This is a genomic window from Rufibacter hautae (assembly GCF_008271695.1).
In the GTDB taxonomy this organism is placed as follows: Bacteria; Bacteroidota; Bacteroidia; order Cytophagales; family Hymenobacteraceae; genus Nibribacter; species Nibribacter hautae.
The window spans coordinates 333,413-346,920 of record NZ_VKKY01000001.1 but is presented as its reverse complement, the minus strand read 5'-3'; the positions used below and the strand labels follow the sequence as shown (position 1 = coordinate 346,920).

The window sequence follows — 13,508 nt, the reverse complement described above, 5'->3', positions numbered from 1 at the left end:
TAAGCGAGGTGTTTAGGGGCTTCTTTCCTCAAAAGAGGACCAAAACGATTAACCAAACTCAGAACTCAAGACTCAGCACTCAGGACTTCTTTTATCGGTGCGAGTCGTCGTCCTGCAGCAGGCTGAGGTAGCTTTCGTAACGGGGTAGCGCGATTTTGCCTTTCTTCACGGCTTCCTGCACGGCGCAGCCCGGCTCGTTTAGGTGCACGCAATTGTTGTATTTGCATTTGTTCAGGCGCTCACGCATCTCGGGGAAGTAATGGGCAATCTCCTCGCGCTTCATCTCCACCACACCCAGCTCTTTGATACCCGGAGTGTCAATAAGGTAAGTGCCGGGGTTCACCTCAAACATCTCCGCGAAAGTGGTGGTGTGCACGCCTTTGTCTGAGAACGCCGATATCTCCGAGGTCTTAATATCCAGATCAGGGACCAGGGCGTTCACCAGGGTGCTTTTGCCTACGCCCGAGTGGCCCGTGAACAGCGAAACCTTCTCTGCCAACAAATTCTGCACCTGGGGCAAACCTTGGCCAGAATGCGCCGAGAGTGCGTAGCAAGGGTAGCCGATCTGGCTATAGAGCTGCATCACCTGTTTCATGTAGTCCTGCGCTTCTGTGTCATACAGATCCAGTTTGTTGAAGAGCAGCGTGGCCGGAATGTCGTAGGCCTCGGCGGTGACCAGAAAACGGTCAATAAACCCGAAGGACGTGCGCGGCGAGACCAGCGTGACCACCAGAAAGGCTTGGTCCAGGTTGGAGGCCACAATGTGCGCGTGGTGCGCCTTGTGCGTTGATTTCCGGATTATGTAGTTGCGCCGCGGCGCGATCTCGGTGATGACGCCCTGCTGTTCGCCGCCCTCGGGTTCCAGCGTGACCTCATCGCCCACGGCAATGGGGTTGCTTACCTTCAATCCTTTGTTCTTGAACTTTCCGCGCAGGCGGCATTTGAACAGCTGCCCACTTGCGTGCTCGCGAACCAAATACCAGGAACCCGTTGATTTTACTACTGTGCCTATCATACCTGGCGCGAAGGTAACCAATATTCCAACGATGTTAAGATACGGTCTGTAGCGCCGGCCTGTTTTTGCAGATACGCCTGGGTAGACGCGTTGATTTTTTGGAGGGCCGCCGGGTTGTCATGCACCGCCAGAAACTTCTTGCTCAGGTCCTGGCTTGATTTCACGCAGAAGGCCACGCCGGCATCCACCAGGTCTTTCGCCTCCTGGAACTTGGCGTATTTGGGTCCGAAGAAGATAGGCGGCCCGAAGGCAGCCGGCTCCAGCGTGTTGTGCAAGCCCTTCCCGAACGCTCCGCCCACGTAGGCGTAATCGGCGTACTGGTAGAGGCTGGATAACATACCAATGTTGTCAATGAGCAAAATACGGTACGTGTCCACGGTGGCGACATCGGCTTTAGAATACCGGATGGCCTTGCCCGGGAACTGCGCCTCCATGTCGCTTAATTCCTTGTCTTTGATTTCATGGGGCGCCAGAATGAACTTTACAGCGGGCAATTGCTCCTGCATGAAGGGGAGCAGCACCTCCAAATCCTGGGGCCAACTGCTGCCAATCACCATCACAGGAGCGGTGTCTTTGAAAGCCTCGGCTAGCGGAATGGGCGCGGCGTTTTTTGCCGTTTGCAGCACTCTATCTACGCGCGTGTCACCGGCGGTACTCACCCGGGTGAAGTCTATGCTGGCCAGCAGTTGCGCCGATTCCTGGTTCTGGGTGTAGATGTGCGTGAACCGCTCCAGGATGCGGCGGTAGAAACTTCCTTTCTTCTGAAAATAGATCTGGTTGGGCCGAAAAATAGCCGAAACCGAGAACAGCGGAATATGGCGTTTTCGCAGCGCTTTGGTGTAATGGTGCCAAAACTCATACTTCACAAAAACCGCCAGCGTGGGCTTCACCGTGGAAATAAACTGGTGCGCGTTATGCGGAGTGTCCAGGGGCAGGTAGAAGATGAAATCGGCCCCGGCGTAATTCTTCCGGACCTCATAGCCTGAAGGGGAGAAGAAGGTGAGCACGATCTTGAAATCGGGGAACCGCTGCCGGAACGCTTCCATGAGCGGGCGGCCTTGCTCAAACTCGCCCAGGCTGGCGCAGTGGAACCACGCCACCGGCGCGGTATTGTGGTGCAGCTTTCGCTCTATCTCGGAGAAAATATCCTTCCGGCCGTTTACCCATAGGGCCGCTTTGGGCAGGAAAGGCGCTGCCAGCCGAACTCCTAACCCATAGGCCCGCACACCAACATCGTACAGAATCTTAGACATTACTTAACGGGTTTTATTAAGTATGAAAAGGGGAAACCATGGCCATCTGTTTCACCAGAAATAGCCTGTAAAGTAAAGATACACTGTAAATTCCAGCCAGAGGCAATATGAACGGTAAAATAAGCAATTGTATTTAGGTTAGTTTCTGGAAAGCAGCCTTTTCCGCCGGCTTGTTTTTAGGCCGATTTTCTTAAAATAGCCCCAAAATAGAAGCCGCTTTTCGGGAGTGAATTCGTAGCGATTGTTAGCTGGTTAGCGCAATAAAAAAGCTCCCATTTAGTGCGGGAGCTTTTTTGCTATAGAGTGTTAATCAGGTGATTAAGCGTTGGTAGTGAGGTAATTGGCTACTCCCTCGCGGGTGGCTTGCATGCCTTCTTGTCCTTCTTCCCAGTTGGCTGGGCAAACTTCGCCTTTCTCCTCAAAGTACTGCAGCGCGTCTACCATTCTGAGTGCCTCGTCAATGCTGCGACCCAGTGGCATGTCGTTCACCACTTGGTGGCGCACGATACCTTGCTTGTCAATCAGGAACAGACCGCGGTAAGCCACTGGCTCACCCACGAAGATCAGTTCGCCTTCTTCATTGTAGTCATAGTGACCGGCCAACACGTCAAAGTTAGAGGAGATGGTTTTAGTGGCATCGGCAACCAGAGGGTAAGTCACGCCTTCAATACCGCCTCTTTCGCGGGGGGTGTTCAACCAAGCCCAGTGTGACTGGTGTGTGTCTGTAGAGCAACCTACCACGGCCACGCCTTTACGCGTGAATTCCTCTAAACGGTCTTGGAACGCGATGATTTCTGTAGGGCATACAAAGGTGAAGTCCATTGGATAGAAATAGAACACAACGTGCTGCTTTCCAATGTATTGGTCAAGTGAAAAATCTTCTTCAAACTCTAAATCTACTACCGCTGTAGCTTTAAAAGACGGTGCTTTTTTACCTACTAATACTGCCATTGTTAAATAAATTAATTTAAAAGATGCTGATTGAAAACTGCCCTGAGTTTCTGTTGGAAAGCCCTGGACAATGGTGGCGCAAAGGTAAGGGGCAGCCTTTTACCCTGCAAAAAAGATGGGAAATGAGTCTGGAAACTATTCTTTGCGCGTGGTTACCTTTTGTAAACCTATTAGGCAATAACATTCCCCAATACCTTCTTGATTTAGATCGGTTTTCAGGAAAATAGCCCTGAAATACCTCGCCGAATAAGTTAAATAGGAGGTATGTCCAGGGATTAAGAGGCCATGTTAATGCGGGAAATTATCTGTGGGGCGGCAGATGAATTGAAAGGTGAGGCGGCTGCGCTGCTCCAGCAGAATCTCCTTGCCCTGGGTTAGTTTCTCCAGACTGGCCTGGTCATAGTTTTTGATGGTGTACAGGTGCAGCGGCTGGTTGTAATGAATAAGGAATTCTTGCGCCAGTTCAGCTTTAAGAGCTTCTACCCGAGCGTCATCGGCGTCTACGCAGGTAGAGAACGAGATGGCGGAGTTCTGCATGAGGTTGATCTTCAACCGGTGCTTGCTCAACGCCTGGAAAATAGAACTGAGGTGCGACTCAGAGATAAACCCGAAATCCTTGGTGTGGAAGGAGAGGAGGCACTGGTTCTGTTTCAGGATAAAAGAAGGCGCAATGCGGGCGTGCTGGCAGTTCCAGATGACGGTGCCGGGCGCATCGGGGTGCAGAAAGGACTTCACGTGCAGCGGAATGCAGCGTTGGGCCAGCGGCTGCACTGTTTTGGGGTGAATCACCGAGGCTCCGTAATAAGCCATCTCAATGGCCTCCTGGTAGGCAATCTCTTCGTACCTCACCGTGTCCCTGAATAGCTTAGGATCGGCGTTGAGCAAACCGGGAACGTCTTTCCAGATGGTGAGCGAGGTCGCCTGCAGGCAATACGCAAAAATAGCTGCGCTGAAATCCGAGCCTTCCCGGCCTAGGGTGGTGGTGGCGCCCTCGGCCGTGCGGCCGATGAATCCTTGGGTGATGATGGGCTGCTTTTCTACTATAGCCGGAAGGTCTTGCTGAATCTGCCGCTCGGTCCAATCCCAGTCCAGGCGGCCCTCGCGCCAGGTGTCATCGGTGCGCAGGTAATCCCGGCAATCTATCCATTGGTTCTGGAATCCTTGGCTACAGAGGAAATGGTGCAGAATGAGGCTGGAGAGCAGTTCCCCTACGCTGATGATCTGGTCATACTGCCGATCAAAGTCATGGGGCTGGACTGTTTCAAGGGTGTTTTCCAGAAAAGTGAACTGATTCTGCAGGGCAGCGTGGACCGGGTGCTTTGCATCCTGGAAGAGTTCCTGCACAATCTCCTGGTGGTAATGCCGCGTTTCCTGCAGCGCCACCGCGTACTCCTGCCCTTGGTAAGCCAACCCGAAGACCTTCTCCAGGCCGTTGGTGGTTTTGCCCATGGCTGAAACCACTACCAGCACTTGCTCAGAAGCGGAGGGTAGGGTAAGGATGTGGAGCACGTTTTTAAAAGCTGCCGCATTCTTGACGGAGGCCCCGCCGAATTTATAAACTATCATTAAAGTCTGGTTATTTTGAGGAAGTGTTAAACGCGCCGTTTTATATGTGAGTTTATTTGCTATTTTTGTAAAAGAATAGGTAAACTATTCTTTGTCTAATCCTCCACTAATCTACCTTATCCTATGACACTGAAAGAAAACCTGGCCCTGCCGGTTGGCACCACGCTTGATAGGTTCATCATGCGCAAACAAGAAGATTTTCCGTATGCCACCGGTGAATTGTCTCAGTTGCTCCGTGACATTGCCTTGGCGGCAAAAATAGTAAACCGCGCCATTAATCATGCGGGCCTGACAGATATAGGAGGAGCCTACGGCAAACAGAACGTGCAGGGCGAGGACCAGCAGAAGCTGGATGTGGTGGCGAATATCCGCTTCATACGTGCTTTACGCAACGGAGGCGAGGTTTGCGCCATCATCTCTGAGGAAGAGGAAGATGTGATCCACACGGGCAATAACAAAGGAAAATATATTGTAGCCATTGACCCGCTGGATGGTTCCTCTAACATTGATGTGAACGTGTCCATTGGCACTATCTTCTCTATTTACCGCCGTATTTCTGAAATAGGCACCGAAGCCACCATGGAGGATTTCTTCCAGAAAGGCACTGAGCAGGTAGCTGCCGGGTACGTGATCTACGGCTCCAGCACCATGCTGGTGTACACCACCGGTTGTGGCGTGAACGGTTTTACCTATGAAACTTCCTTGGGCGAGTTCTTCCTCTCGCACCCCAACATCACCACGCCGCAGAATGGTAATATCTACTCGGTGAACGAGGGCGGGTTCAACCATTTCCCCGAGAGCATCAAGCATTATGTGGAGCTTTGCCGCGTGCGTAACTACGCCGCCCGCTACATCGGTTCTTTAGTCGCCGATTTCCACCGCAACTTGCTCAAGGGCGGTATCTACATGTACCCTAACACATTGAAATCGCCGGGCGGAAAATTAAGGCTGTTGTATGAGTGCAACGCGCTGGCGTTCCTTGTGGAGCAGGCCGGAGGTAAAGCCTCAGACGGGCGGCACCGCATCTTGGAAATCCAGCCCTCAGAACTGCACCAGCGCTGCACCTTCTACATCGGGTCCAAGGAAATGGTAGACGAAGTAGAGAATCTGTTGGTGGCTAGGGAAAGACCGGTAAGGGCCTCTATGCTCATGGACAACTAAGCCTTGCTATAAACAACCAACCACATTAAAACACCGCGGCCCCTGCCAATTGGCAGGGGCCGCGGTGTTTTGGGCTCGTTTTTTCCAGAATAGGCCTTATTCAGCAGAAGCAGCTGCGTCTCCCTCGGTTTCCTGGGTAGGGGCGGCAGTTTCTTCCGTTTCTTCCGTGTAAGGAACAAACTGGTTTACGATCTGGTACCATTGGGCCAGTTTCTTCATGTCTGAGGCATACACGCGGTCCTGGTCATAGTCCGGCAGCACTGATTCTAGGAAGGAAGACAGCTCTTGGGTGCTGGACTTGGAGGTAACCGGCAGGTCAGAGCCGTACTGCTTTCTGATTCGGTCAAAGATCTCGGCCAAAGGAACAGTGTGCTCCTCATCATTGGTGTACATGGAGATTTCCTGCAGAATAGAAACCCGGTTACGGGCCTGCGCTACGCTACGGGCAGGTTTTTCGGAGAGGCTTTCTACAATAATTCCGTTGCGGGTAGGCGCTACAATCTTGTAAAGGCCTGGCATGCCGGAAATAGAAGCGATCTCTTTCAGGTCAAATGGCATAGGATAGTTTAGTTATATTGAATGATTATAGTTTGAAGCTTACGGGCACGCTGTATTGCTGGCTATACCCTGGGGCTTTGAATTTGAGAAGCTTTACTACCCGCAGGGCTTCCTGGCCGGTTCCGCCGCCAATCTCTTTCAGGATCTTGGCATTGGTGATGGCCCCGTCCTCGGTGAGGGTGAAGCCAACAATGCATTGGCCTTGCATGCGGTTACGCTTCGCCAAAGCAGGGTACTGGATGCTGCGCTGCAGTTGGGCTACCAGAGAGTCCTGGCCGCCGGCGTAATGCTCGGCCACCGGCAACTTCCCTACCTGCGCAGCGGCGGGTTTGGTCGTTTGGGCAAAAGCACCTGTGGAGAAAAAAGCCAGAAGGGCTCCTGCTAGAATGTGTTTGAATTTCATGGTAGTTAAGTTTTAGCTTTTACAGGCCCTATGCCTTGCGCTCTTCCTGGTATCGCTGGTTCACGTCACTGATAAACTGAAGAATCTCTTCGCGGCCCTCTTTGGTGGAAGAAGAACTCTTCATGTACATGGGCAGCTCTTCCCAGGTTTCCTGCAAGGTCTTCATGTAGAGCGCAATATTCATATCAGTTTTCGTGCCAGACTGTTTGTCTGTTTTTGTGAAGATAAGCACAAAAGGCACGCCCATAGTTCCCAGCAGTTCCATGAATTCAAGGTCAGCTTTTTGGGGGGACAGACGCGAGTCTATCAGCACGAACACGCAGGCCAGGTTAGGCCGGTTTTTCATGTAGAATAGGATCATCTTGCGCCACGCTTCCCTGGACTCTTTGCTTACCTTGGCCCAGCCGTATCCCGGTAAATCCACCAAGTACCAATTGTCGTTGATAAGAAAGTGGTTGATTAGCTGGGTTTTGCCAGGGAAAGAAGAAGTCTTAGCTAATTTAAGGCGGTTAGTAAGCATGTTGATGAGCGATGATTTGCCCACATTTGAACGCCCAATAAACGCATATTCCGGCAGGTCTGTCTGCGGACACAAATCAGCACGGGTATTGCTGGTAATGAACTTTGCATCTTTAATGACCATAATTACTGCATACGTTTATTTATAAAACGCAAAGGTACCAAATAAACCGCTAACCGCTTCATATTCTCTTGGCAAGCGGTTTTTGTAAGGAGAAGTTTGCAGAAATAGTAACCATTTAACCTAAAACTAAGTATCGTAGGGCGAATAAGCGTACAGGATATGATTATCAGATAAGATACTTTTTCTATATTGCGGCACTTTACTAATAAAAGCCTTAAAATAATTTAGAAAAGCAGATTAATTGTCTTAAAATTTTTAAATATTATTGTGGTTCTCTTTATTGCTGCCAATAAGCTTATAGAAACCAGAATTGCTCTCTGATTTCCTTATTCAATTTTAGTTTTTGCGCCTAATTAGAAGATACTATACCTTAACATTTACACTATGAATCACTTAGACAAGCGGTTGTTTAGAACATCTTTATTTTTTCTAACACTGTTTATCATGGCGTCAACGGCCATGGCCCAAAGTACCCGTAAGCTTATCCGGAGTGGAGACAAAATGTTCAACCAGGCAAATTTCCGGGCAGCATTACCTTTCTATGAGCGGGCGCTGGAGCGTGATCCAAACAATGCGAAGGCTCTTTACCGGGCAGGTATCAGCTACATCGCGTTTGACAAAGAGAAAGCCAGTGAGTATGTCTACAAAGCCTACAAAATGAAACCAAAGGTGGGCGATGATGTCCTGTACTGGTTAGGTAGAGTGGACCTGGTGAACTATGAGTTTGACAACGCCATCAAAAATGCCCAGGCCTACCAGGCTACGTTGGGTAAGCGTGATGACGAAGGCAGAGAGCAGGCGGCTTTGCTTTTGCAACACGCCCGTAACGCCAAGAAAGAAGTGGCCAACCCGAAGGACATCTTCGTGAAAAACCTGGGGCCAACCGTAAACACGCCTTACTCTGAGCACAGCCCTGTTATCTCCTCAGATGACAACTACCTGTTGTTCACTTCCCGCAGCGCGGCCGTAACCGGCGGCAAAGAAGCCGAAGACGGTGAGTACTTCGAGGACATCTTCGAAACTCGTCGTTTGGGCCAGGACCAGTGGGAAACCCCTAAGTCTTTGAGCGGACGGTTGAACGGTACCGGTCACGATGCCTCTATCCAGTTATTCGACAACGATTCCAAACTGTTGATGTACCGTCAGGACGAAGGTGGTGACATCTTCATGACCAGCCGCGACGGTGGTGACTGGGGTCAGCCGCAGAAACTGAACAAAAACGTCAACTCCAAAGGCTTTGAGTCCGATGCCTTCATCTCCAGAGACGGTACTACCCTTTATTACTCTACCAGCCAGTTCTCTCAGAACGGTGACCTGGATATCTATTACTCTAAGCGCCAGCCTAACGGTGAGTGGGGTGCTCCTAAGAACTTCGGTAACGGCGTGAACACTCCTTACGATGAGGATAGCCCTTACTTCACGCCAGATGGCTTGACCATGTACTTCAGCTCACGCGGTCACTCAACCATGGGTGGATACGATATCTTCACCATGAGCTTTGACACTGTGGCCCGCCGTTGGAGCAGACCTGTGAACATGGGTTACCCAGTGAACACGCCAGATGATGACACTTACTACCGCTTGAGCCCAGATGGTTCTTACGCGTACCTTTCTTCTTACCGCATGGGTGGTTACGGCGAGAAAGACATCTACACGATCAACTACATCCGCAACGCCAATGTACGTGGCCATGTGTACAGCCTACGTGACTCAACCATCATCCCAGGGGTAGAGTTGGTGTTCTCTGGTAAAGCCGCTAACAACACGCCTGTAGAGGCCCGCGATGTGACCAAGCCAGACTCAGGAACCTACCAGGTATCTGTGCTTTCAGCGCGTCCTTACCAAGTGACTTTGTCAAGAGACGGTAAAACCATCGCTACTGAGCAGTACGAAGTGCCTATGTCTTTGAACGATACTACCACGTTTGAGAAGGATTTCTACATCGCTTTCGAAGACACCACCGGTATTGGGACCGGCGCTTATGCCTTCAAACGCATCTTCTATGACACTGACAAATACAACCTGCGTCCGGAGTCTATCTCTGAGCTGGACAACATTGTGCGTGTCATGAAAGCGAACCCAACCCTGCGTATCTCTATTGACGGCCACACTGACTCCCGTGCCTCAGATGACTACAACGTGACCTTGGGTGAGAACCGCGCCATGGCCGCTTACAACTACTTGTTGCAGCAAGGTATTCCTAGCAACCGCTTGATCACCGTTTCTTACGGTGAGCGTCGTCCGGCTGCGCCGAACACCTCTCCTGAGAACATGCAGTTGAACCGCCGCACAGAATTCAACGTGATCAAAAACCTGGAACAATAAGCGATCTTGTTTTAGCGTTCCTTTTGAGAAAATAGCTTAGAAACAGAGCCCCGGTCAAAGGACCGGGGCTCTTGTTATTTATGGGAGGGCACTTTACAACATAATGCAGGAAATGTAGTTAATGCATAGTAGCTTTGCCGCTCCTAAACTAAAAGTAGTACATGTCAGTAGTTCCGTACAAAGACCAGGAAGATGGTAAGAAAAAGCAGGTGGCGCAGATGTTCAACAGCATTGCCAAACGCTATGATTTCCTAAACCATTTTCTTAGCGCAGGGGTAGACATTTACTGGCGCAAAAGGGCGGTGAAACTGCTGGAACCGCTGAAGCCCCAGATGGTATTAGACATTGCCACGGGCACCGGCGACTTCGCGTTGGAGACCCTGCGGCTCAAGCCCAAACAGATCATCGGGATTGACATTTCTGAGGGCATGCTGCAGGTGGGCCGGGAGAAAATTGCCAAGCGAGGCCTGAACCATCTGGTGCAATTGCAGCTAGGCGATTCTGAGAGCATTCAGTTCCCCGACAACCATTTTGACGCCATCACGGTGGCCTTTGGGGTGCGCAACTTTGAGAACTTGGAGAAAGGCCTTGCCGAGATGTTTCGCGTGCTGAAGCCCGGTGGCATGGCGGTGATCTTGGAGTTCTCCAAGCCGCAGGCGTTTCCCATGAAACAAGGATATAATTTTTACTTCAAACATATTTTACCTGTTTTCGGAAAACTGATCTCAAAAGACAATGCCGCCTATACCTACCTGCCAGAGTCTGTGCAGGCGTTCCCAGACGGTAACAACTTCCTTTCTATTTTCCAGAGAATCGGCTTTAAAAACACAAAATGGCATTCACTTACCTTCGGCATCAGCTCCATTTACACCGGCACAAAATAGTCTTATTCCTACTGCTCTCCTTGGGGACCTTCGGCCAGAAAGCCATGGCGCAGGGAAAACTCCAGGGCGAAAACCTACCCGGTTATGAGTTCAAAAGACTGCGCTGGGGCTTCTCTTTGGGCGTAAATGGCTCCTGGTACCAACTGGAACATTCGCAGTACTACGTAGACCAGATCAAGGACAGAAACGCCTACTCGGTGAATGATAAAACAGGCATCGGGTTCAACGTGAACTTCATTACCTCTTACCGCCTTAACCAGGATTTTGTGCTGCGTGCGCAGCCGGGCGTGGGGTATCACAGCCGGGCCATTGAGTACAAGAATCTTCCTCCAGATCCGGAGACTAATCCTAAAGGAGGGAACATCACGCAACAACTCAACACGTTTGCCGGCGAGCTTCCGCTTTTGGTGAAATATGAGGCCAAGCGCCGTAAAAACACCCAGATGTACTTCATTGGGGGCGTAAAACCGTCATTAGTGGTGGGCGGCCAGAAGAAAGGCAATCCCGAGGTGCTGCAGGTGAAGAGTTTTGACGTGGCTATTGAGTATGGCGTGGGGCTGGACATGTTCTATCCCTTCTTTAAATTTGCGCCGGAGATCAGGTATTCCCGGGGCATCACCAACATTCACCAGCCTTTCCCTACGGTGTTCAACAACAGCATCCAGCAGCTGAACACCAATACCGTTACGCTTTACCTCAATTTTGAATAAGTCTCTTATGACGCAGAAGATTGCATTGGTGACCGGCGCCTCTTCGGGCATAGGCCGCGCCACCGCTATTTCCCTGGCGCAACATGGTTTCAAGGTCATTGCTACGGGTCGCCGCACCGAAAGGCTGCAGGAATTGGTGCAGCAGTTTGGTCCCGAGAACATTTATCCACTGGAATTTGACGTCCGCGACAAAGAAGCGGTACACACGGCTATTTCCAGCCTGCCCGCCGAGTGGCGCACGATTGACGTGCTCATCAACAATGCCGGCAACGCGCACGGACTAGCCTCCTTCCAGAATGGTGACCTTAACGATTGGGAAGCCATGCTGGACATCAACGTGAAAGGCCTGCTGTACGTGACCAAAGAGGTGCTGCCGGTTATGGTAGAGCGTAAATCAGGGCACATCATCAACATCGGGTCAATTGCCGGCAAAGAGGTGTATGCCAACGGAAACGTTTACTGCGCGAGCAAATTCGCGGTAGATGCGCTTTCCAAAGCCATGCGCATTGACCTGGTACACGAGGGTGTGAAGGTGTCTGAGGTGAACCCCGGCGCCGTGGAGACCGAGTTTTCTGAGGTGCGCTTCAAAGGAGATGTGGAGCGGGCCGCCAGCGTCTACAAAGGATACGAAGCCTTGACCGCCGAGGACCTAGCCGATCTGATCCTGTTCATGGTCACCCGTCCCAGACACGTAAACATAGCGGAGGTGATGATCCTTCCGGCAGCCCAAGCTTCGGCCACCATCATCAACAAGCAATAAATTTTCTTTAGTAATAAGGCAAGGCCCACTGGTTCAACAGACCAGTGGGCCTTGCTGTTTTGATGCTGATTTCCGCAAAACTGGCTCTAAATGGGTATCCATGGCCGGGGTAATTCCGTTGCAGGAGAAACGCCGCTGCCATGCAATTCACCCACATCAAAGAAACCTGCCTCTACGTCCAGGACCTGGAACGAACCACGGCCTTTTACACCGAGGTGTTGGATTTGCCGATTATCGGGCAGGTGCCCGGACGGCATGTGTTCTTCAGGGTGGGGAGTTCGGTGTTGCTGTGTTTCAACGCGGAGAAGACCCGGGCCAGTAAAGACCTGCCGCCGCATTTTGGGGAGGGGCAACTTCACTTAGCCTTTGAGTGCGAAGCCGGAGAATACAAGGCGTGGAAGGAGAAACTACAAGCGGCCAACATCACCATTGAACACGAGCAGACCTGGCCTCATGACCGTAAATCCTGCTACTTCCGGGATCCGGACCAGCACCTGCTGGAGATTGTGGTGCCGGGCATCTGGGAGAGGTAAGTGAAAGGCAAGTTCCTTACTGGCTGCCAAAGCAAAAAGGTTTTATGGCAGTTTTCCAGAAAACGGCCATAAAACAGAGCCGAGATATTTTACCCTTTCTTCCGGTTTTTCAAGGCCAGGAGCACCTCCTGGTTAAGCTCATGCTTGCCTTCAAATGAGATGACCTCTGGATGCAGGCCTGCCTCCTGAACCCGGTTCAGTTGAGCCTGAACTTTGTCTTTGGCCACGAAATGATCATGGAGGCCGTAAACATAGGTGAGGTTCGTTTCCTTTAAAGGATGGCTGGCGGAGGTCAGCTCCATGTCTTCGGGGAAGACGCCGGCCCAGAGCACCAGTTGCCGCACGGGCCATTGCGCCTGACCTAGCCAGCGGCAAACCGTGGCTGCGCCCTGCGAAAAACCCAGCAGGTGCAGGTCAGCATTTGGTGCTTCGCGCAGCGCCATCTCCCGCACCAGGTTCAGATAGGAGACATAATCGGCTATCTCATGCAGGCGTTCCTCTTTCGTCATCCAGGTGGCACCTACGCGGCCCGAGAATCCCTCCAGGTAAAAACGGGAGAGTCCTTCCGGGGCAATCACTGCGGTTTGGTCGTCTACCAACGGCTCAAAGTGCCTGATGAAGTAGCGCGCCAGTTGCCCGTACCCGTGCAGGACAATCCAGAGGTGATTGGTTTCCGGTGAAAGGGTGCCCAGCTGGTGCAGGTGCGCCGTGCGGGGAACTTCTATGGTCCGGTGAAGGGATGCCAA

15 protein-coding genes are annotated in these 13,508 nt (G+C 51.4%); 7 read left to right on the top strand and 8 right to left on the bottom strand.

Features of this window, described 5'->3' with window-relative positions; translation table 11 throughout:
* Positions 1 to 91: 91 nt before the first annotated feature.
* From rsgA to FOA19_RS01415, 3 genes are all read right to left on the bottom strand, one after another.
* The gene (gene rsgA / locus FOA19_RS01425; RefSeq protein WP_149089018.1) at positions 92 to 1,015 is read right to left on the bottom strand and encodes a ribosome small subunit-dependent GTPase A; all 924 of its coding nucleotides are present in this window, start codon (positions 1,013 to 1,015) and stop codon (positions 92 to 94) included.
* Entirely contained in the window at positions 1,012 to 2,268 is a 1,257-nt protein-coding gene (locus FOA19_RS01420; RefSeq protein WP_149089017.1) for a 3-deoxy-D-manno-octulosonic acid transferase, read from the bottom strand. The genes rsgA and FOA19_RS01420 overlap by 4 nt, the downstream gene beginning before the upstream one ends.
* A 318-nt stretch (positions 2,269 to 2,586) precedes the next feature.
* Entirely contained in the window at positions 2,587 to 3,219 is a 633-nt protein-coding gene (locus FOA19_RS01415; protein WP_149089016.1) for a peroxiredoxin, read from the bottom strand.
* Positions 3,220 to 3,242: 23 nt separating this feature from the next.
* Between FOA19_RS01415 and FOA19_RS01410 the strand changes: the two genes are divergently transcribed.
* Complete coding sequence (locus FOA19_RS01410; RefSeq protein WP_149089015.1) at positions 3,243 to 3,446, top strand: hypothetical protein; 204 nt, start codon at positions 3,243 to 3,245, stop codon at positions 3,444 to 3,446.
* Between the two features lie 61 nt (positions 3,447 to 3,507).
* Here FOA19_RS01410 and FOA19_RS01405 read toward each other — a convergent pair whose 3' ends face one another.
* Complete coding sequence (locus FOA19_RS01405; RefSeq protein WP_149089014.1) at positions 3,508 to 4,785, bottom strand: aspartate kinase; 1,278 nt, start codon at positions 4,783 to 4,785, stop codon at positions 3,508 to 3,510.
* 123 nt (positions 4,786 to 4,908) lie between these two features.
* Between FOA19_RS01405 and fbp the strand changes: the two genes are divergently transcribed.
* The gene (gene fbp, locus FOA19_RS01400) at positions 4,909 to 5,946 is read left to right on the top strand and encodes a class 1 fructose-bisphosphatase (protein ID WP_149089013.1); all 1,038 of its coding nucleotides are present in this window, start codon (positions 4,909 to 4,911) and stop codon (positions 5,944 to 5,946) included.
* A gap of 96 nt (positions 5,947 to 6,042) precedes the next feature.
* Here fbp and FOA19_RS01395 read toward each other — a convergent pair whose 3' ends face one another.
* From FOA19_RS01395 to yihA, 3 genes are read right to left on the bottom strand one after another with little or no spacing between them, the layout of a single operon-like run.
* Positions 6,043 to 6,504: a DUF5606 family protein gene (locus FOA19_RS01395; RefSeq protein WP_149089012.1), complete on the bottom strand. Its 462-nt coding sequence runs from the start codon at positions 6,502 to 6,504 to the stop codon at positions 6,043 to 6,045.
* Positions 6,505 to 6,529: 25 nt separating this feature from the next.
* Entirely contained in the window at positions 6,530 to 6,907 is a 378-nt protein-coding gene (locus FOA19_RS01390; protein WP_149089011.1) for an energy transducer TonB, read from the bottom strand.
* A gap of 28 nt (positions 6,908 to 6,935) precedes the next feature.
* Complete coding sequence (gene yihA / locus FOA19_RS01385; protein ID WP_149089010.1) at positions 6,936 to 7,550, bottom strand: ribosome biogenesis GTP-binding protein YihA/YsxC; 615 nt, start codon at positions 7,548 to 7,550, stop codon at positions 6,936 to 6,938.
* 444 nt (positions 7,551 to 7,994) lie between these two features.
* On the opposite strand from yihA, the gene FOA19_RS01380 reads away from it, so the two are divergent.
* From FOA19_RS01380 to FOA19_RS01360, 5 genes are all read left to right on the top strand, one after another.
* The gene (locus tag FOA19_RS01380) at positions 7,995 to 9,875 is read left to right on the top strand and encodes an OmpA family protein (RefSeq protein WP_223808680.1); all 1,881 of its coding nucleotides are present in this window, start codon (positions 7,995 to 7,997) and stop codon (positions 9,873 to 9,875) included.
* 161 nt (positions 9,876 to 10,036) lie between these two features.
* On the top strand, positions 10,037 to 10,759 hold the full coding sequence (gene ubiE / locus FOA19_RS01375) for a bifunctional demethylmenaquinone methyltransferase/2-methoxy-6-polyprenyl-1,4-benzoquinol methylase UbiE (RefSeq protein ID WP_149089008.1): 723 nt from the start codon (positions 10,037 to 10,039) through the stop codon (positions 10,757 to 10,759).
* Positions 10,708 to 11,469 (top strand): type IX secretion/gliding motility protein PorT/SprT, encoded by a 762-nt coding sequence (gene porT, locus FOA19_RS01370; RefSeq protein ID WP_149089007.1) that lies wholly within the window; start codon positions 10,708 to 10,710, stop codon positions 11,467 to 11,469. Before ubiE ends, porT begins: the two co-directional genes overlap by 52 nt.
* Positions 11,470 to 11,476: 7 nt before the next feature.
* Positions 11,477 to 12,229, top strand: a complete 753-nt coding sequence (locus FOA19_RS01365; RefSeq protein ID WP_149089006.1) for an SDR family NAD(P)-dependent oxidoreductase — start codon at positions 11,477 to 11,479, stop codon at positions 12,227 to 12,229.
* Between the two features lie 140 nt (positions 12,230 to 12,369).
* Positions 12,370 to 12,762, top strand: a complete 393-nt coding sequence (locus tag FOA19_RS01360) for a VOC family protein (protein WP_149089005.1) — start codon at positions 12,370 to 12,372, stop codon at positions 12,760 to 12,762.
* An 89-nt stretch (positions 12,763 to 12,851) separates the two neighbouring features.
* Here the strand turns inward: FOA19_RS01360 and FOA19_RS01355 are convergent, their stop codons facing one another.
* Positions 12,852 to 13,508 (bottom strand): alpha/beta hydrolase, encoded by a 657-nt coding sequence (locus FOA19_RS01355; protein ID WP_149089004.1) that lies wholly within the window; start codon positions 13,506 to 13,508, stop codon positions 12,852 to 12,854.